General features: G+C 49.6%; 15 protein-coding genes. 11 read left to right on the plus strand and 4 right to left on the minus strand.

Going from position 1 to position 19,144, the window contains the following annotated elements:
• Positions 1-10 precede the first annotated feature (10 nt).
• The 5 genes from DW677_RS02725 (at position 11) to DW677_RS02745 (ending at position 7,544) form a co-directional block, all read left to right on the plus strand.
• A complete protein-coding gene (locus tag DW677_RS02725; protein WP_117566444.1) occupies positions 11-400 on the plus strand; it encodes a biotin/lipoyl-containing protein in 390 nt (129 codons plus the stop codon).
• Between the two features lie 38 nt (positions 401-438).
• Complete coding sequence (locus DW677_RS02730) at positions 439-1,587, plus strand: sodium ion-translocating decarboxylase subunit beta (protein ID WP_015554843.1); 1,149 nt, start codon at positions 439-441, stop codon at positions 1,585-1,587.
• A gap of 66 nt (positions 1,588-1,653) precedes the next feature.
• Entirely contained in the window at positions 1,654-3,066 is a 1,413-nt protein-coding gene (locus DW677_RS02735; protein ID WP_117566445.1) for an oxaloacetate decarboxylase subunit alpha, read from the plus strand.
• Positions 3,067-3,355: 289 nt separating this feature from the next.
• Positions 3,356-5,557 carry an SH3 domain-containing protein gene (locus DW677_RS02740; RefSeq protein WP_117566493.1) on the plus strand — a complete coding sequence of 734 codons (2,202 nt, stop codon included), beginning with the start codon at positions 3,356-3,358 and terminating at the stop codon, positions 5,555-5,557.
• Positions 5,558-5,681: 124 nt separating this feature from the next.
• On the plus strand, positions 5,682-7,544 hold the full coding sequence (locus tag DW677_RS02745; protein ID WP_117566446.1) for a cadherin-like beta sandwich domain-containing protein: 1,863 nt from the start codon (positions 5,682-5,684) through the stop codon (positions 7,542-7,544).
• A 215-nt stretch (positions 7,545-7,759) separates the two neighbouring features.
• Here DW677_RS02745 and DW677_RS02750 read toward each other — a convergent pair whose 3' ends face one another.
• Positions 7,760-8,782 carry a sugar kinase gene (locus tag DW677_RS02750; protein WP_117566447.1) on the minus strand — a complete coding sequence of 341 codons (1,023 nt, stop codon included), beginning with the start codon at positions 8,780-8,782 and terminating at the stop codon, positions 7,760-7,762.
• 342 nt (positions 8,783-9,124) lie between these two features.
• On the opposite strand from DW677_RS02750, the gene DW677_RS02755 reads away from it, so the two are divergent.
• Both DW677_RS02755 and DW677_RS02760 read left to right on the plus strand, forming a co-directional pair.
• The gene (locus DW677_RS02755) at positions 9,125-10,813 is read left to right on the plus strand and encodes a glutamine--tRNA ligase/YqeY domain fusion protein (RefSeq protein ID WP_021906026.1); all 1,689 of its coding nucleotides are present in this window, start codon (positions 9,125-9,127) and stop codon (positions 10,811-10,813) included.
• A gap of 48 nt (positions 10,814-10,861) precedes the next feature.
• Positions 10,862-12,262, plus strand: coding sequence for a PLP-dependent aminotransferase family protein (locus tag DW677_RS02760; protein WP_347473013.1), 1,401 nt, complete (start codon positions 10,862-10,864; stop codon positions 12,260-12,262).
• 208 nt (positions 12,263-12,470) lie between these two features.
• Here the strand turns inward: DW677_RS02760 and DW677_RS02765 are convergent, their stop codons facing one another.
• Both DW677_RS02765 and DW677_RS02770 read right to left on the minus strand, forming a co-directional pair.
• Complete coding sequence (locus DW677_RS02765; RefSeq protein WP_015554838.1) at positions 12,471-13,238, minus strand: IclR family transcriptional regulator; 768 nt, start codon at positions 13,236-13,238, stop codon at positions 12,471-12,473.
• On the minus strand, positions 13,235-13,627 hold the full coding sequence (locus DW677_RS02770) for a hypothetical protein (RefSeq protein WP_015554837.1): 393 nt from the start codon (positions 13,625-13,627) through the stop codon (positions 13,235-13,237). Before DW677_RS02770 ends, DW677_RS02765 begins: the two co-directional genes overlap by 4 nt.
• A 414-nt stretch (positions 13,628-14,041) precedes the next feature.
• Between DW677_RS02770 and DW677_RS02775 the strand changes: the two genes are divergently transcribed.
• Together DW677_RS02775 and groL are read left to right on the plus strand one after the other, a co-directional pair.
• Positions 14,042-14,326, plus strand: a complete 285-nt coding sequence (locus DW677_RS02775) for a co-chaperone GroES (protein ID WP_015554836.1) — start codon at positions 14,042-14,044, stop codon at positions 14,324-14,326.
• Between the two features lie 119 nt (positions 14,327-14,445).
• Positions 14,446-16,071, plus strand: a complete 1,626-nt coding sequence (gene groL, locus DW677_RS02780) for a chaperonin GroEL (protein WP_015554835.1) — start codon at positions 14,446-14,448, stop codon at positions 16,069-16,071.
• A gap of 119 nt (positions 16,072-16,190) precedes the next feature.
• On the opposite strand, the gene DW677_RS02785 is transcribed toward groL, so the two are convergent.
• Positions 16,191-16,643 carry a CYTH domain-containing protein gene (locus DW677_RS02785; RefSeq protein WP_117471849.1) on the minus strand — a complete coding sequence of 151 codons (453 nt, stop codon included), beginning with the start codon at positions 16,641-16,643 and terminating at the stop codon, positions 16,191-16,193.
• Between the two features lie 239 nt (positions 16,644-16,882).
• Between DW677_RS02785 and DW677_RS02790 the strand changes: the two genes are divergently transcribed.
• Both DW677_RS02790 and DW677_RS02795 read left to right on the plus strand, forming a co-directional pair.
• Positions 16,883-18,175 carry a DUF975 family protein gene (locus tag DW677_RS02790; protein WP_117471850.1) on the plus strand — a complete coding sequence of 431 codons (1,293 nt, stop codon included), beginning with the start codon at positions 16,883-16,885 and terminating at the stop codon, positions 18,173-18,175.
• Between the two features lie 52 nt (positions 18,176-18,227).
• Entirely contained in the window at positions 18,228-18,776 is a 549-nt protein-coding gene (locus DW677_RS02795; RefSeq protein ID WP_015554832.1) for a DJ-1 family glyoxalase III, read from the plus strand.
• Positions 18,777-19,144 lie beyond the last annotated feature (368 nt).

Genomic DNA, 19,144 nt, shown 5'->3' on the forward strand with positions numbered 1-19,144 from the left:
GGAAATCACAATGAAAAATTATACAATCACAGTAAACGGTAATGTATATGAAGTAACAGTAGAAGAGGGCTTCACAGGCGCAGCTTCCGCACCGAAGGCAGCAGCACCGAAGGCAGCACCGGCAGCAGCACCGAAGGCAGCTCCGGCACCGGCAGCAGCTCCGGCAGCTCAGGCTGGCGCAGCAGGCGCAGTAGCAGTTACAGCTCCGATGCCGGGTAAGATCCTTGGCGTTAAGGCATCTGCAGGTCAGGCTGTTAAGAGAGGTCAGGTCCTCCTGATCCTTGAAGCTATGAAGATGGAGAACGAGATCGTTGCTCCGCAGGACGGCACTGTTGCAACAATCAACGTTGCTGTTGGTGATTCCGTAGAGCCGGGTGCTACACTCGCTACATTAAACTAATTTTCTGCTGACTGCAGATTCCACATGGAGGGATTAACATGGAATACATTCAAAATACACTTTTGAATCTTCTTCAGCAGACAGCATTCCTGAACTTAAGCGTAGGAAACCTGATCATGATCTTAGTTGCGTGTATCTTCCTTTACCTTGCAATCGGTAAAGGGTTCGAGCCGCTTCTTCTTGTGCCGATTTCCTTTGGTATGCTGCTCGTAAATATCTATCCGGATATTATGCTGAGCATTGAAGATTCTTCCAACGGTGTTGGAGGACTTCTTCACTACTTCTATTTACTGGACGAGTGGAGTATTCTCCCGTCCCTGATCTTCATGGGTGTCGGCGCGATGACAGACTTCGGTCCGCTCATCGCTAACCCGAAGAGCTTCCTTTTAGGCGCTGCCGCTCAGTTCGGTATCTACGCCGCTTACTTTATGGCTATTTTCATGGGCTTCAACGACAAGGCAGCAGCTGCGATCTCCATCATCGGTGGTGCTGATGGCCCAACATCCATCTTCCTTGCAGGTAAGCTTGGACAGACTGAGTTCATGGGACCGATCGCCGTAGCAGCTTACTCCTACATGGCTCTCGTTCCGATCATTCAGCCGCCGATCATGAAACTCTTAACAACGGAAGAAGAGAGAAAGATCAAGATGGAACAGCTTCGTCCGGTATCCAAACTTGAGAAGATCCTCTTCCCGGTTATCGTTACGATCGTAGTTTGTATGATCCTTCCGACAACAGCTCCGCTCGTTGGTATGCTTATGGTTGGTAACCTCTTCCGTGAGTCCGGCGTTGTTAAACAGTTACAGGAGACAGCTTCCAACGCTCTTATGTACATCGTTGTAATCGTTCTCGGTCTTTCCGTTGGCGCTACAACAAGTGCTGAGAGATTCTTAAAAGTTACAACTATCAAGATCGTTATCCTTGGACTTATCGCGTTCGCGTTCGGTACAGCAGCCGGCGTTATCTTTGGTAAGCTCATGTGCAAGGTAACTGGTGGTAAGGTTAATCCGTTAATCGGTTCTGCCGGAGTATCCGCAGTTCCGATGGCAGCCCGTGTATCCCAGAAGGTTGGTTCTGAGGCAGATCCGACAAACTTCCTTCTTATGCACGCAATGGGACCGAACGTAGCCGGCGTTATCGGTACAGCAGTTGCTGCAGGTACCTTCATGGCTATCTTCGGAGTTTAATTGGAACCGAAACTTTTAATATAGGGAGGTCTGCCCGGGCAGATCTCCCGGTAGGAGGATAATAAAATGGCAGAAGTTCAGAAAAAGCCGGTTAAGATCGTTGAGACCGTTCTTCGTGATGCGCATCAGTCTCTCCTTGCAACAAGAATGACGACTGATCAGATGCTTCCGATCGTTGACAAAATGGATAAAGTTGGCTACCACGCAGTAGAATGCTGGGGCGGCGCTACTTTTGATGCCTGCCTGCGTTTCCTGAAGGAAGATCCGTGGGAGAGACTCAGAAAACTGAGAGCTGGATTCAAGAACACGAAGCTCCAGATGCTGTTCCGTGGTCAGAATATCCTTGGATACAATCATTATGCAGATGATGTGGTTGAGTACTTTGTACAGAAATCCATCGCAAATGGTATTGATATTATCCGTATTTTTGACTGCCTGAATGATATCAGAAACCTTGAGACTGCCGTTAAGGCAACAAAAAAGGAAGGCGGACATGCCCAGATCGCCCTTTGCTATACATTAGGCGATGCGTATACACTTGATTACTGGAAGAATATCGCTTCCGAGATCGAGAGCATGGGCGCTGATTCCCTCTGCATCAAGGATATGGCAGGTCTTTTAACTCCGTACGCGGCTTCCGAGCTTGTTACGGCATTGAAACAGGGCACAAAGCTGCCGATCGACCTGCATACACACTATACCTCCGGTGTTGCTTCCATGACATATTTAAAGGCTGTGGAAGCAGGCTGCGATATCATTGACTGCGCAATGTCTCCGCTGGCTCTCGGTACATCCCAGCCGGCAACTGAAGTTATGGTTGAGACATTCCGCGGCACCAAGTATGATACTGGCTATGACCAGAATCTGCTTGCAGAGATCACCGATTACTTCACACCGATCCGTGAGGAAGCTTTAAAGAGCGGCCTTCTGAACCCGAAGGTTCTCGGTGTAAACATCAAGACGCTCCAGTATCAGGTACCGGGCGGAATGCTTTCCAACCTTGTTTCCCAGTTAAAGGAAGCTGGTCAGGAAGACAAGTACCGCGCAGTGCTTGAGGAGATCCCGAGAGTAAGAAAAGACTTCGGTGAGCCGCCGCTTGTAACTCCGTCCTCCCAGATCGTTGGCACACAGGCTGTCATGAACGTTCTTGCCGGCGAGAGATATAAGATGGTTCCGAAGGAGTCCAAGAAGATCATGATGGGTGAATTTGGTAAGACGGTGAAACCGTTCAACAAAGAAGTCCAGAAGAAGATCATCGGTGACGCGACTCCGATCACCTGTCGTCCAGCAGATCTGATCGAGCCGCAGTTACCGAAATTCGAGAAGGAATGCGCACAGTGGAAGCAGCAGGATGAGGATGTATTATCCTATGCTCTGTTCCCGGCTGTAGCAAAAGACTTCTTCGAGTACCGTGAAGCCCAGCAGACGAAGGTTGACCAGAAGACTGCAGACAAAGCAAATAAAGCTTACCCGGTATAATTTTGCAGTAAATCTGAAGTGTAATTGACGAAAAAACATGAGGCCCGGCGTTTCCATGAGGAGATGCCGGGCTTTTGTGCTGTCATGCATTCGAAAGAAACTGGCGGTGGAAGCTTCTGCAGGTTATAGTTTCTTTTTTAAGTTTTTATTAAGAAAATGCGGCAATATTTGGAATTTGTGTGAAGTTTCTCCTGCGCGGTTGACAGAAAAGTGCCTTTATCATTATAATGGATATGATGTCGATTTTATGCAAAATTTCACGAAACCGGCAGTGGGAGAGAAGAAAAACATGACAAAGAGACAAAAAAGATTTCTGGCGCTGATGCTGGGGGCGGTCCTTTTGGGAGATTGTGCGGCTCACACCGGAACGATGATATCCGGGCTGTCTTCCGTATACGCGGCGACAGGCTCGGCGACAGTAAATGCCACGACTCTGAATGTGCGGAGTACACCGGGGACGACGGGATCTATCGTAAAAAAACTTGCCTACGGAGCTGCTGTGACAGTGGTTTCCGAGACAACGGGATCCGACGGGAAGATCTGGTATAAGATCCAGTTTTCCTCCAGTTCAGGGACACAGGGAGGCTATGTCCGTTCAGACTATATCAAATTCCCGGTATCCTACAGCTATGACGCGAACTTTGAGAGCTATTTAAACAGCCAGGGATTCCCGGAAAGCTACAAGACGTCTCTGCGGACCCTTCACACGGAACATCCGACCTGGGTCTTCCAGGCCCAGAAGACGGGGCTTAACTGGAGCGATGTGATGGAGGCGGAAGGAGCAGTCGGAACGAATCTGGTATCGAAGGCGAGCATTTCATCCTGGAAATCCACAGACTACGGCGCTTACGACTGGAATACAAGCACCTGGACCGGATTCGACGGTTCTTCCTGGGTGGCGGCATCCAAGGACATTGTCGCCTACTATATGGATCCGAGAAATTTCCTAAACGATACCTATGTATTCCAGTTTCTGCATCACGCCTTCGACAGCAATACCCAGACGAGAGCGGGACTTACGAGCCTGATCACGGGAACATTCCTGGAAAAGACGCCGGAGGAGACGACGGCAGCCCAGAGTATCCAGGAGACTTCGGGGTCCGGTACAGCGGCAGTCATAAACAGTAAAACGAATACTGAAGTTTCCGGCTCCCTGCAGCAGGGGGAAAACTACGGACCGGGAATGAGTTCTGGAACGTCCGGCGGAAGTCCTTATGGAAGCGGCAACATAAGCTCTGGCAGCGAAAATCAGGGTGTGAGCCTTGAGGGGCCGGGTTCTACGGTGAGCTCCACGATCAGCCAGAGAAAGATGTATACAACGGCACTCCCGGAGGTAGAGTATGGTCCGGGAATGGACGCGTCTGCCATCACTGATGACAATACCGGCGCGTCAAACACTTCACCGGTACCGACGGGACAGACTTATGTGGATATTATTATGAAGGCGGCGGCCCAGACTGGCGTCAACCCGTATGTCCTTGGCGCTATGATCCTTCAGGAGCAGGGGATAGGTAAATCCGGAAGTATTTCAGGAAAGACCTCCGGCTATGAAGGCTACTATAATTTCTTTAATATCGGCGCTTTTGCTTCCGGCTCCATGTCAGCCGTCACGAGAGGTCTTTGGTACGCGTCCCAGTCGGGAAGCTACGGAAGACCGTGGAATTCTATCGAAAAGTCCATCATCGGCGGCGCGACCTACTACAGTGAGAATTTCCTGAAAAATGGACAGGATACCTTCTATTTAAAGAAATTTAATGTGCAGGGCAGCAGCCCCTACAAGCATCAGTATATGACAAACGTGGAAGGAGCGGCCGGGGAGGGCGCGAAGCTCGCGAGGGCCTATACGGATGAGATGAAGAAACAGGCGCTCGTGTTCAAGATCCCGGTATTCAACAACATGCCGGAAACTGCCTGCGCGAAGCCGACCGTGACGGGAAGCCCGAACAACAAGCTGTCAGGGATCACCATCGACGGATATTCCCTGACACCAACCTTCAATAAAGATACGGAGAAGTATGATCTCATTGTAGACTCTTCAGTTTCCTCTGTAAATATCCGTGCTACGGCTATCGACTCCAAGGCAGCAGTCAGTGGAGCAGGATCGATCAGTCTCGGAAGCGGAACGACGATCGTGAAGATTCAGGTGAAGGCGGAGAACGGTGATGTCCGCACATACCAGGTTTCCATTGCGAAAGGAAACGGAAACGGCAGCACCACCGTAGTTTCCCCGTCGACGGGAAGTTCCACAGGTTCTTCGTCCTCGGGCTTTACGACGACCGGATCTACGGTAGGCCCTGGCGGATCGACCGGAATATCCAATAGCGGGAGCAGTTTCGGCACCACTGGCCCTGGAAGCACAAATTCCGGATCACAGAGTTCTTATCCAGAAGGCGCATCCGGATCTGGAAAGCTCGTGACGTCATCGACAGGAACGAGCGGCTCTTATCCGGAGGGCGCGACCGGCAGCGGAAAGCTTGTGACCGGCAACTGATATGGGAATATCGGGTCATAAAAAGATCCATTTCAGGAAAGACTATGCTTGGAAGTACAGGCGGAAATTATGGAAACAAGACAATGATCAGCCTGGAAAAAGCTGGAATAGGAGATAAAGAAATATGAACAAATACATGAAAAAACTGGCGGCGGGGCTGTTGGCGTTCGCACTGATGGTCATGCTGTTGCCGGCTGGCGTGGTGGTTTCATTTGCGGCCAGCGGAAAACTTTCGTTTTCCGACCCGACCGTTTCGGTGGGAGACCAGATATCCGTCACGATGAAGATCGTCGCGGACGCAGCGCTCGGTTCTTCCGATGTGATGCTTCAGTATGATGCGGATGCCCTTGAATTTGTCAGCGGTACGAACTCCAATGGCGGAGCAGGATCTGTCCGCGTCATCGGTTCTGCGGAGGCTGCGGACCAGAAGACGTTCAGCTTTACATTAAAATTTAATGCCTTAAAGGCTGGAACTTCCTCCATCACGGTGAAATCCCAGGAAGTTTACGATGCCGACTCCAAGGCAGTGACTCTCAACCATATTGGAAGCTCTTCCGTAAAGATCAACGCGGCGGATACTTCTTCCAGGGACGCGTCCTTAGCGTCCCTCACGATCTCACCGGGTACTTTAAAACCGGCGTTCTCCGCGGATACGACCGAGTATACCGCTGCGGTTCCAAGCGATGTGACATCCATCACGGTCAGCGCACCGGCAAAGGACGGCGGCGCAAAGGTGACTGTCAGCGGAAATGATGATCTCCAGGACGGAGAGAACACCATCACTTGTACCGTAACAGCGGAGGATGGGGAGACAACAAAGACCTACACCATCGTTGTCACAAAGTCTGACGACGCGGCAGCTTCCGCCGGTGAGACAGACGCGGATTCCGCAGAGACGAACGCAGGAGTCATCGGTGAGGACGGCAGCTGGACTGTTGCGGATACCTTTGATGATTCTGAGCTTCCGTCAGGATTTACAGCGACGGAGATCGAGTATGAGGGCAGAACTGTAAAGGCAGCTACAGATGATTCTGGAATGACCTTACTTTATATGACAGATGATTCCGGCAACGGGGACTTCTTTGTATACAACAGCGAGACAGGCACTTTATCTGCTTATGTAGTCGTGAAGATGGCAGAGAAGACAGTCGTAGTGCTTCCGCCTGAGTGCATCCCGGAGGGAACAGCACTCCCGGACGGTTTTGCCGAGTGCACCATCGATATCGGAGATCACACAGTCCACGGCTGGATCTGGAAAGACAGCGGAGATTCCGCACCGGAGTATTGTGTCGTTTACGGACGTAACGAGAACGGTGAGGAAGGCTTCTACCGCTACGATCAGAAGGAGATGACGCTCCAGCGTTACTTCCAGGATCCGGACGCAGCAGATGCCCGCAGCAAGTACTTAAAGGTTGCTGAGGATTACAACAGTCTGCTTAAGGATTACGAGATCCGCGGAATGTTCGTGATCGGGCTTTTTGCACTCAGTATTCTCTTAGTGATCATCATTATCGTTCTCTTACTCAGAAAGCCGAAGGCACCGAAGAATCCGGGCCGCGGCGGATATGATGACGATTACGGTGACTACGAGGGCGGACGGAAAAACAGAAAGTCCGAGCCGAAAAAGGCGCAGAAGACCGGAAAGTCCGAGAAAGCGCCGGAGAGAAGAGCTGCGTCCAGACCGGCTGCCCGCGGGGAAGAGCTTTTCGATGAGGAAGAGGAAGAAATCCAGATCCCGCGAAGAAGACCGGAGGCAGCCGAGACACGCCGGCCGGCAGCGAAGAGACGGGAAGCTGTGAGGACAGAGAATGTTCCAGAGAGAACAGACACTCCGGAGAGACCGGTGAGAAAGAATGTGGCGGATATGGAAAAAGATCTGTCAAAGAACCTTGCGAAGGAGGCCGCGAAGGCAGCGCCGAAAGCGGCACCGGCTGAGAAGAGAAACGAGGATGACGATGACTTCGAGTTTATCGATCTGGATCTGTAAAAGAGTATAATAAAAATGCCGTGAGAGGTAAAAGCAATCTTCTCACGGCATTTTTCGGTTGTCGCGTACTCGAAACAAACTATTGGCAACAATTTTTCAGCGGCATCAGAACGGTATATCAGATCGATTTAAAAAGAAAAATTTGGATGAAAAAGAAAAAGGTCTGATTTCTGCTGAAACTCAGACCTTTTCTCTCATACGGAGCAAATTTGTAATTACCGGTTCATCTCACTGACAGGTCCTGTGGAATGATGCTCATGGATGATCCGGTCGATTTCCTTGAAGTCAGAGGACGGGAGGTCGCCCGGAACGGTGTTCTTGACGCTGGATGTGGCGTTTCCGAACTGCATGGCCTTTTCCGGATCTCCATATTTTAAGAGACCGAAGAGAACACCGGCGACATAGGCATCACCGGAACCGATGCGGTCGATCACATCGATATCGTTGTACGGCGCTTCCGTGTAAAATTTATCGGAGCGGGCATCGTAGACGATGGAGGTGAAGTTGTGTTTTCTTGGACTGATGACCGTGCGCTGGGTGGTGGCAACGATCTTTACGCCGTAATCAGTGGCATAGCTCTTCATGATATCCTTCAGGTCACCGGTCTTCTTGAACATGCGGCGGCTTGTCTCCTCAGATATGAAGAGAACATCGACTAACGGAAGGATCTCCTCGATGGTTTTTCTCGCTTCCTCCTCACCCCATAAGTTCGCACGGTAGTTTACGTCGAAGGAGATCGTAGCTCCGGCAGATTTGAACCTTCGGATCAGTTCCACAGCGACATTCTGCATGTTCTGGCAGAGAGCCAGGGAGATTCCGCTTGTGTGGAACATTCTCGCGGAGTGGTAGATGTCCTCCGGGATCTCGCTCATCTTGATCCTTGTGACGGAAGCCTGGTGGCGGTCATACACGATCGTAGGCTTTCTCGGAGCGGCGCCCATCTCGTAGTAGTAGAGACCGAGTCTTGCGTCCGGCGTATCATCGTAGACCAGATAGTCATCGGATACTCCGACAAAACGGATCCTGTTCTTGATAAAAGTTCCGAGCTCATTCTGCGGAAGCTTGGAAACGATACCGGTACGAAGTCCCAAAAGGGCAACGCCGGAAGCAACGTTGAGTTCTGCTCCGCCGGCACGTTTTTCAAAAATATCGCCATCGACGATGCGGGCATGGCGCGGCGGGGAGAGACGCAGCATAATCTCGCCAAATGTGATCAGATCGAAAGAATTCTTATCCATATCATTTCCTCCGGGTTCTATATGTTTTGTGAAATTTTTAGCATACTATACTCACAGTATAATCCCAGAAACGGAATTCGTCAAAGGATTTTCTGTGTTTTTCGCCTATAATTTTCAAGAAAACTGAAAGAACCGACCGGAATGCAGATGCAGGAATCAATTTGATGGAAACATGAGAAAAACATGTGAAATTCCCCCTTTAATTCTTCGGAAAAATGTGATAGTATTAAATATTATATATAACAGTTCGATATCTGGTCCTGCTGGAAAATGGCAGGAGTTAAAATAATAGAAGAAAGATGTACGGGCATGTTATTGAAAAAACGAAATGGAGGAATTGATATGGCTGAGAATATGACACCGGCTGAGGAAACAAAAGAAGTAGTTTCCAAAAACTTTATCGAGCAGGAAATCGATAAAGATCTTGCGGAAGGAGTATATGACCATGTCCAGACCCGGTTCCCACCGGAGCCAAACGGCTACCTTCATATCGGACATGCAAAATCGATCATCTTAAACTCCGGTCTCGCAAAAGAGTACGGCGGAAAGTTCAATCTTCGTTTTGATGATACGAACCCGACGAAGGAGAAGACGGAGTTCGTGCACTCCATCACGGAGGATGTAAAGTGGCTCGGAGCTGACTTTGAGGACAGACTGTTCTTTGCTTCCGACTACTTCGATACGATGTACGAGTGCGCTGTAAAGTTAATTAAAAAGGGAAAAGCTTTCGTCTGTGATCTCTCTGCTGATCAGATCAAGGAATACCGTGGTGACTTCACAACACCTGGTAAGAACAGCCCGTACCGTGACCGTTCTGTCGAGGAAAACCTCCAGTTATTTGAGAACATGAAGAACGGCATGTACAAGGACGGAGAGAAGGTTCTCCGCGCAAAGATCGATATGGCATCGCCGAATATCAACATGCGTGATCCGGTCATCTACCGTGTCGCTCACATGACACACCACAATACCGGTGACAAGTGGTGCATCTATCCGATGTACGACTTCGCTCATCCGATCGAGGACGCGGTTGAGCACATCACACACTCTATCTGTACTCTTGAGTTCGAGGATCACAGACCGCTCTACGACTGGGTCGTAAGAGAGTGCGAGTTCGAGAACCCGCCGCGCCAGATCGAGTTTGCGAAGATGTACCTGACAAACGTGGTAACGGGTAAGCGTTATATTAAGAAGCTCGTTGAGGATGGAATCGTAGACGGCTGGGATGACCCGCGTCTTGTAACGATCGCAGCCCTCAGAAGAAGAGGATACACACCGGAAGCTCTGAGAATGTTCGTAGAACTCGTGGGCGTTTCCAAGGCAAACAGCTCCGTAGACTACGCGATGCTGGAGTACTGTATCCGTGAGGATCTGAAGTTAAAACGTCCGAGAATGATGGCTGTCCTTGATCCGGTAAAGCTGATCATTGACAACTATCCGGAAGGACAGACAGAGATGTTGAGCATCCCGAATAACCTTGAGAATCCAGAGATGGGCGAGCGTGAGGTTCCGTTCTCCAGAGAACTCTATATCGAGCGTGAGGACTTCATGGAGAATCCGCCGAAGAAGTATTTCCGCCTTTTCCCGGGCAACGAAGTACGTCTCATGGGCGCATATTTCGTGACATGCACAGGCTTCGAGAAGGACGAGAACGGAAATGTGACAGAGATCCACTGCACATACGATCCGGAGACAAAGAGTGGTTCCGGCTTTACCGGCAGAAAGGTAAAAGGAACGATCCACTGGGTATCCGCTCCGACAGCCGGAAAGGTAGAGTGCCGTCTCTACGAGAATATCGTCGATGAGGAGAAAGGCAAGCTGAACGCTGACGGAACCCTGAACTTAAATCCGAACTCCAAGACAATCACAACTGCCTATGTAGAGCCAAAACTCATGGAAGCAAAGGCATACGACAGCTTCCAGTTCATGAGAAACGGTTACTACTGCGTAGACTGCAAGGACAGCAAGGAAGGACAGCCGGTATATAACCGTATCGTTTCCTTAAAGAGCTCCTTCAAGCTTCCGAAATAAAGATTTATGGAATTGATCGTACCGTTAAACGTACAGGGGGGGAGACCCTTGTACGAACAGATCTATCAGTATATCAAAGATGAGATCCGAAAGGGCAATATCAGGCCGGAAAAGCAGCTCCCTTCATCCAGGGAGCTTGCGAAGAGCCTGAAGGTCAGCCGGAGCACAACGCAGCTCGCCTACGAGCAGCTGGTGTCCGAGGGCTACCTTGAGGCGGTTCCGAGAAAAGGCTATTTTGTGGCGTCACTGGACGGAATCTTTCCGCCGGTGGCGCAGTCTGTTGCTGCCCGGCCGGATCAGAAAAAAGAGCTGTCTTTGGGCATGGAAAAGGAAAGTGTCCGGGGGCAGCTTTTTCGTGAAAAATTTGAAGTCGATTTTTCTCCCAGAGGCATCGATCTGGAAGGATTTCCCTATGCGACCTGGAGAAAGATCAGCCGCTCGGTCTTAAAAGAAGAGGACCGGGAGCTGTTTTTGAAGGGAGAGCCCCAGGGAGATCTGATCCTCAGGGAGGCGATCCGGGAGTATCTCCATGCAGCCCGCGGCGTAAACTGCGATGTTTCCCAGATCATCATTGGCGCGGGAAACGAATATCTTCTGATGCTGCTTTCCCAGATCATCGGAAGGGACGCGGTGATCGCCATGGAGAATCCCACCTACCGCCAGGCATACCGGGTGCTATCCGGTGTGGGACATAAGGTACTGCCGGTGGGGATCGATAAGAATGGATTCTGCGTGAAGGAACTTGAGGGGCAGGATGTACAGGCAGCCTATGTGATGCCGTCCCACCAGTTCCCGACAGGAACCGTAATGCCGGTGAGAAGAAGACAGGAGCTCCTTTTCTGGGCGGGAGAGCAGCCCGGAAGATACCTGATCGAGGATGACTATGACAGTGAATTCCGTTACAAGGGAAAACCGATCCCGGCACTTCAGGGGATGGACCAGAACGGATGTGTCATCTACATGGGAACATTCTCGAAGGCCATTGCTCCGGCAATCCGTGTGGGATATATGGTGCTGCCGGAGGCGCTGCTGTCGGTATACCTGGCGAAAGGAAGATTTTATTCCTCCACCGTGTCCAGGGTCGACCAGAGGATCCTGGCGAAATTTATTTCCGGCGGATATTTTGAGCGCCATCTGAACAGGATGCGCGAGATCTATAAGGGAAAACATGACGCGCTTTTAGGGGAATTAAAGCCGCTGGAAAAGCGGTTTGAGATCACAGGAGAATTCGCGGGACTTCATGTGCTCTTAAAAGACAGGAAGAAGGAGCCGGAACAGCAGCTTTTAGAAAAAGCAGCAGAAAAAAAAGTCCGCGTCTACGGACTTTCCGGGTTCTATATGGAGAGAGCGCAGGCGAAGGAGATGAGTACGATCGTTCTCGGATATGCAGGACTCACGGAGGAGGAAATCCGAAAAGGAGTAGACCTTTTACGGAAAGCTCTTGAGTAAAGAATAAGCGGATTGGATAGAAGAAAGCTGGTATGCAAAGACGCGCGCCAGCTTTTTTCGGACTTAAGTCAAGATTAGGTTTTACAGACAGCTGCACTGGGGGAGAGATTGGGACAGGGCATATGCTTGTGACCAGGCGTGCATGGGAACAAAGCGCAAAAAAACGGGATACGCATCCGAAAATGCGTATCCCAAGGATTGATTCCGTTTACTGGAACACATCATGCTTCTCATATCCGAGATCGGCGGAAAGGGATGATGCGTAGAACTGTACGAGATCTTTCTGGGTGTCAAGAAACTCCGGAGTATCGACCCGGATCTCCGGGGCGATGATTCCAATGGAACCGGCGAGTTCACCGTCGGAGTTGAAGACCGGTGCCCCGATTCCAAGGGCGTCGGTGACATACTCTCCGTGAGTGATGGCGTAGCCATCCTGGCGGATCTTTTTTAATTCCTCGCGCAGGTCATCCGGGCGGACATGAGGGAAAGCCTGATCGTGGAGAATAATGTTTTTGAAGTATTCGTCGATGAAGGCCGGTGTCTGCCATGCGAGGAGGACCTTACGGATCGCGCCGCAGTGCATATACATCTCATAGCCGAACTCTTCAACAACTTTTAAGTGGCTCGGACCATCTACCTTTTCAATCACAAGTCCCTTATTTCCCACTGGAATTACGAGGTATGCGTCTTCTTTTGTCTGTTTTGCCAGCTGTGCCAGGATACCGTGGGCGGCATCCTGGAGACGGATCCCTCTTGCAGCGGCTTTTCCCAGAGGAATCAGCGCCGGGCCAAGACGGTAGGTGTGGGATCTGTCGTCGCGGATCACATATTTCTTCTCACAGAATGTCTGCAGAATCCGGTGAACCGTGCTCGGGGGCAGATCCATCGCCTCCGCCAGTTCCGCGATTGAGAAATTGCGGTTTTTTTCTTTCAGGACTTCCAATAGCTCCATGGAGCGGAGAAGACTTTGTATCATTCGGTTTTTCCTTCCTCCGTATCGTCCTCAACTACAACGGAGGATGTTTTTTCTTCCGGTACGTTTTCCTCTTTTACAGAGTCTTTTTCGTCTGTGGGTTCCGGACATGCCGTCTCTTCGGAATCTTTAGTCTCTTCTTTTTTTACGGAATCATCCGCAGCGTTTGTGTCTTTTCCGGAATTGATTGTAATATAAGTTCTCTCTGGAGCAGGTTCCGTCTTTTCTTCTGTTTCCTCAGAAGGGGTCTCCTCTTCCTCGTATTCATGAAAATCCTGGTCCAGCTCATCGTTGAAGGATTTTAATTTCAGATAGTAGGAGATACCGGCCGCAACTGCGCCGCCGAGCATCGCGCCAAATGCGATAAGAAGGCCTGATTTCTTTTTTGACATGGTTTATTCTCCTTTCCGCTGCATTACGCGGTTCCGAAAATCTGAGGATTCCGCCTGCAGCCGCCAGTCTGCTATTTATAATCATAATCGAATTCCAGGGAAAATGAAAGACATAATTATGAAAAAAGTTAAAAAAATGTATAAATTATTCAAGTAAATTGCCGGATTTCACCAGAAAACGGGAACTAGACAGCACAGCGGCATGCAGACCCGCAGAGAGGTTCACAAATTTTTCATAAAATAATTAGCACTCGTGACTTGACAGTGCTAACAACATGTGCTATAACATGACTTGTGACGAGGGGTCAGGGAAAAGACCTGAGTCAGACTGAAGAAGATAAAAATGAAAAAGAATTGTGACTGAAATTACAGGATAGTCGCAAGAGCTTGTAAAATGACAGGGAGGAGTCAGTAATGAAATTAGTACCATTATTTGACAGAGTTGTTTTAAAACAGTTAGTTGCAGAAGAGACCACAAAATCCGGTATCGTTCTTCCGGGTCAGGCAAAGGAAAAACCGCAGCAGGCAGAAGTGATCGCTGTTGGTCCTGGTGGAGTTGTTGACGGCAAAGAGATCAAGATGCAGGTAAAACCGGGCGATAAGGTAATCTACTCCAAGTACTCCGGAACAGAAGTAAAGGTAGAGGAAGAGGATTATATCATCGTTAAGCAGAATGATATCCTTGCAGTGATCGAATAATCGGAGAAATTATATCCGGGACCGCGTGTGCGAAGCGCTCAGGGCGGTCTGAAATTCAGAATTCAGAACGAAGTAACCGGAAAATGGTTACAGGAAATCTTGATTGGAGGAATTTTAACATGGCTAAGGAAATTAAATATGGCGTTGAAGCCAGAAAAGCTCTTGAAGCTGGTGTAAATAAACTTGCTGATACTGTCCGCGTAACGATCGGACCGAAAGGAAGAAACGTTGTTCTCGATAAATCCTTCGGCGCTCCGCTGATCACAAACGATGGTGTTACCATCGCGAAAGAGATCGAGTTAGAAGACCCGTTTGAGAACATGGGCGCACAGCTCTTAAAAGAGGTTGCCACAAAGACAAACGATGTTGCCGGTGATGGTACAACAACAGCTACCGTTCTCGCACAGGCGATGGTAAACGAAGGTATGAAGAACCTGGCTGCAGGCGCTAACCCGATCGTATTAAGAAAGGGTATGAAGAAAGCCACAGACGAGGCTGTCAAAGCAATCGCAGAGATGAGCGAGCCGATCAGCAGCAAAGACCAGATCGCAAGAGTTGCAGCAATCTCTGCAGCAAGCGATGAGGTCGGTGAGATGGTTGCAGACGCAATGGAGAAGGTTACAAACGACGGCGTTATCACCATCGAAGAGTCCAAGACAATGAAGACAGAGCTTGACCTTGTAGAAGGTATGCAGTTCGACCGTGGATACATTTCCGCATATATGTGCACAGATATGGAGAAGATGGAGGCAACTCTTGACGATCCGTATATCCTGATCACAGACAAGAAGATCGCTAACATCAACGATATCCTTCCGCTCCTTGAGCAGATCGTAAAGACAGGCGCAAAGCTTCTTATCATCGCTGAAGATATCGAGGGTGAGGCTCTCACAACTCTTATCGTCAACAAGTTAAGAGGTACATTCAGCGTTGTAGGTGTTAAGGCACCGGGCTACGGCGACAGAAGAAAAGAGATGTTAAAGGATATCGCGATCTTAACAGGCGGTACTGTGATCTCCGATGAGCTTGGTCTTGACCTCAAGGATGCTACAATGGAGCAGCTTGGCCGTGCAAAATCCGTTAAGGTTCAGAAAGAGAACACCATCATCGTTGACGGTCTCGGCGACAAGAAAGAGATCGCTGACAGAGTTGCCCAGATCAAGGGCCAGATCGAAGAGACAAAGTCCGATTTCGACAGAGAGAAACTTCAGGAGAGACTTGCGAAACTCGCTGGCGGCGTTGCAGTTATCCGCGTAGGTGCTGCTACTGAAACAGAGATGAAGGAAGCAAAGCTCCGTATGGAAGATGCTCTTGCAGCTACGAAGGCAGCTGTCGAGGAAGGTATCATCGCAGGCGGCGGTTCTGCTTATGTTCACGCAGCAGAGAAGGTTGCAGCCGTTGTAAATGAGATGGAAGGCGACGAGAAGACAGGCGGAAAGATCATCTTAAAGGCTCTTGAAGCTCCGTTATTCCATATCGTATCCAACGCAGGCCTTGAGGGCGCTGTGATCGTTAACAAAGTTAAAGAGCTCCCGGTTGGCCAGGGCTTCGATGCTTACAATGAGATTTTTGTTGATATGATCAAAGCGGGTATCCTTGATCCGGCTAAGGTTACAAGAAGTGCATTACAGAACGCAACAAGCGTTGCTTCCACACTTCTTACAACAGAGTCTGTTGTTGCAAACATCAAAGAAGAGACTCCGGCAATGCCGGCAGGTGCAGGCGGAATGGGCGGAATGATGTAATCCATCTCCGAAACTGCAAAATTTTAGGAAAATTAATAAAGCCATCGGCGGTTCTGTGAGCCGTCGGTGGCCTTTTTCATGTAACAGGAAATTCCCTGTCATATAAAAATACGAACAGTTCAGGGCATTTTTGAGAGCCTGCTGTTCTGGTATTCCCCGGACCAGGTTACATCCCGGTCGAACCAGGAGAGAGGCGGGAATTCTCTGGCATCCTCCTCGCAGGTAAACTCGATCTCCGCAAGCATGAGACCGGCGAATTTTCCCTCGAAGACATCGAATTCCACAGTGAGATCCTCACGACCCGGAACCGGGATCAGGTAGCGCTTTTTTGTGAGAATATTTCCGTCAGCTTTTGTGAGAAGATGGGTGTAGGCTTCTTTTGTCAGTGGGAGATTATATTCCTCTCTGGCGAGAAGTCCTTTGGATTTGTAGGTGAGGTAGCAGGTATCATCCTCCTTACGTACCCGGATTACCGGCTCTGTGCAGAGGTAGGCCTGTTCGATTTCATGACAGGGGAAAGACTCATAGTTTTCAGGCGGGGTCATGACAAGAAATTTGCGTTCGATTTCCATAATTATGTCCTTTCTGGATTTTCGGCTGCTGCCTGCGCAAGGCGGGAACAGTAACATATTGTAATAAATCATACCATATTGCAAGGAAAAAGTAAGGTCTTTTATTTGCAAATATGGTACAATCATTGTAAGAAAAGTTGCTGTTTATGAATGAAAAATCCCCGAACAGCAACAGGAAAAAGAAAAATATCTGGCAACTGGTCATACTTTGATGATGAAAACAGAAGGAGGAACAGCGTATGTGGACAAGGGCAGAATTAAAAGACAGAGCGAAAATGTGTCTGAGCCGTTATTACTGGGCGGCGTTTCTTGTGAGCCTGATCTTTGCGATCCTCAGTGGATTTGGCGGATCGAACGCGAATACCCAGAGGATTACAAGTTATCTGGAGCAGAATGAATCAGGAAACAGTCAGACCGATCAGAGTAGTCTCATCCCTGGCGAACTGGGAGGAGATGGAAGTCTTAGCGGAAATACTGGGAGTGGTCTTGCCAGCGGGATCGAGCTTGTCCCGGGACTTGGTGATGCCTACGGACCGGGAGCCGGAAATGCCGGATCTATGGTTGCGAGCAACCTGTTTTACCGGCTTTTTGCGGGGGCTGTGATCGTTATTGTGATCATTTCCGTCGTGATCGGAATTTTTGTACAGCCATTGTTTGAGATCGGACGAAACAGATTTTATATGGAGAGCCGCGTGACGGGACAGTCGGCGGGCATTGGAAAACTTTTCTGGGGATTTTCCAACGGATATTTAAAGCTTGTGGGGACCCAGTTCCTTCGGGGACTGATCACAGAGAGTGTTGTGATCCTGGCCAGTCTGTTGGGATTTCTTGTGATCTTGTTTAATGGTGTTGAATGGATCGGTAGTGTATTTTGGGCAGTAATGATATGCGCTACGATAGGAGCTTTTGTTTCTGTTTATTTCCAGTACTGCTATCTGATGGTTCCATATATTCTTGCTGAAAACCCGGATATGAAGACGATGGAAGTTTTAAGACTCTCGAAAGAGATGATGGATGGACAGAAATGGAACGCCTTTGTACTCGGCCTTTCCTTCCTGGGATGGCAGCTTTTAGGAACCCTGCTCTGCGGTATCGGAACCTTCTTCGTTCAGCCATATGTGGATGCAACCTTTGCGGAGCTTTACGCAGTGCTTCGCGGACCATATTCGGGACGCCTGAATGGATTCGGAGGGGAACCGTTTGTACAGAATAACGCGCGTTACGGTGGTCAGTATGTGGAGCCGGACAGTGTGAGAGATGTCGGTGAAAGTGGAAATTACGGTGGTTATGGTTTCTATGGAAATGGAAATGGACAGAACCAGAACAGCGCTCCGGACAGCTGGAGTGATGTGCCGAAGGAGACATATAAGTACAACGGACCGGAGCAGACCATCAATCCGTCTGTTTCAGGGCAGGCCGCTGCAAATGACCGCGGAACGGATGTGAAAAAATCGGAAGGTGGACCGGGACGCGGATATTATCTGAATGGAAAATTTTATTCGTATACGGATGATGAGAAAAGCGAGCAGTAACCTCTGGAAAACTTCCGGAGGCAGATTGGCAAAGAAAGGTGAGAAGTTTTAAATGGCAAAAGTATACGCGTTTGTGGCAGACGGCATGGAAGAGGTAGAGTGCCTGGCTGTGTGTGATTGCTTGAGAAGAGCAAAGGTGGATGTGAAGCTTGTATCCATCATGGGAAGAAAGATGGTGACAGGTTCCCATGGATTTAAGATCGAGGCGGACAGCCTGTTCGAGGAAATCACGGACGATGCTGACGTATTGTTCCTTCCGGGCGGACTTGCCGGAACGAACAATCTGAAGGCGCATGAGGGACTTGCAGAGATGTTAAAAGCCCATGCGACAGCAGGAAAACGCCTGGCTGCGATCTGCGCGGCACCGAGTATCTTAGGGGAGCTTGGCCTCGTGAAAGGCCACCGCGCCACATGCTATCCGGGCTTTGAGACGAAGATGGAGGGCGCGGACTGCAGAGGTGACGGCATCATCACAGACCGCCTGATCAGCACCGGGCGCGGTATGGGCTGGGCAATCGACCTTGGTTTAGAGCTTATCAAACTCTTGGTCAGCGAAGAGGAGGCTGAAAGGATCAAGGCAGCGATCCAATACATAAAATAGCCGTATGTTTGTGTAAATACAGGTATTCATCAGAAAGTTTTGGAATGCCCGGTGCACCAGGGCATTCCTTTTTGGCGCGGCAGGCCGCTGAAAGAATGTCAGGAACAGCAGATACGGCAGTCTGCGCCTGGAAAAAATTAAGAAAAACCGTAAAACCCCTGTGTTTTTCTGGAATTTTTACAATTTAGGTCTGGTCTTTTCAAACGTCTTATGTTATAATTCCAAGCGGTGCTATGTGCGCGTGACGGAGAAGTGATGCCTGCGGGCGGATTTTTCGCTGAGCGGCGGTCATAATGCCGGAAAACGTGTAACGCCAAAAAGCGGCAGTTACGAGATTATACGGGCGGGAAATTTCTATTCCCCGCTAT

The organism is Clostridium sp. AM25-23AC, assembly GCF_003435125.1.
GTDB lineage: Bacteria > Bacillota > Clostridia > Lachnospirales > Lachnospiraceae > Pilosibacter > Pilosibacter fragilis.

What these genes read in the sequence shown, in the direction of transcription:
- DW677_RS02725 (WP_117566444.1), top strand. Translation starts at nt 11, where the DNA reads ATGAAAAATTATACAATCACAGTAAACGGTAATGTATATGAAGTAACA.
- DW677_RS02730 (WP_015554843.1), top strand. Translation starts at nt 439, where the DNA reads ATGGAATACATTCAAAATACACTTTTGAATCTTCTTCAGCAGACAGCA.
- DW677_RS02735 (WP_117566445.1), top strand. Translation starts at nt 1,654, where the DNA reads ATGGCAGAAGTTCAGAAAAAGCCGGTTAAGATCGTTGAGACCGTTCTT.
- DW677_RS02740 (WP_117566493.1), top strand. Translation starts at nt 3,356, where the DNA reads ATGACAAAGAGACAAAAAAGATTTCTGGCGCTGATGCTGGGGGCGGTC.
- DW677_RS02745 (WP_117566446.1), top strand. Translation starts at nt 5,682, where the DNA reads ATGAACAAATACATGAAAAAACTGGCGGCGGGGCTGTTGGCGTTCGCA.
- DW677_RS02750 (WP_117566447.1), bottom strand. Translation starts at nt 8,782, where the DNA reads ATGGATAAGAATTCTTTCGATCTGATCACATTTGGCGAGATTATGCTG.
- DW677_RS02755 (WP_021906026.1), top strand. Translation starts at nt 9,125, where the DNA reads ATGGCTGAGAATATGACACCGGCTGAGGAAACAAAAGAAGTAGTTTCC.
- DW677_RS02765 (WP_015554838.1), bottom strand. Translation starts at nt 13,238, where the DNA reads ATGATACAAAGTCTTCTCCGCTCCATGGAGCTATTGGAAGTCCTGAAA.
- DW677_RS02770 (WP_015554837.1), bottom strand. Translation starts at nt 13,627, where the DNA reads ATGTCAAAAAAGAAATCAGGCCTTCTTATCGCATTTGGCGCGATGCTC.
- DW677_RS02775 (WP_015554836.1), top strand. Translation starts at nt 14,042, where the DNA reads ATGAAATTAGTACCATTATTTGACAGAGTTGTTTTAAAACAGTTAGTT.
- groL (WP_015554835.1), top strand. Translation starts at nt 14,446, where the DNA reads ATGGCTAAGGAAATTAAATATGGCGTTGAAGCCAGAAAAGCTCTTGAA.
- DW677_RS02785 (WP_117471849.1), bottom strand. Translation starts at nt 16,643, where the DNA reads ATGGAAATCGAACGCAAATTTCTTGTCATGACCCCGCCTGAAAACTAT.
- DW677_RS02790 (WP_117471850.1), top strand. Translation starts at nt 16,883, where the DNA reads ATGTGGACAAGGGCAGAATTAAAAGACAGAGCGAAAATGTGTCTGAGC.
- DW677_RS02795 (WP_015554832.1), top strand. Translation starts at nt 18,228, where the DNA reads ATGGCAAAAGTATACGCGTTTGTGGCAGACGGCATGGAAGAGGTAGAG.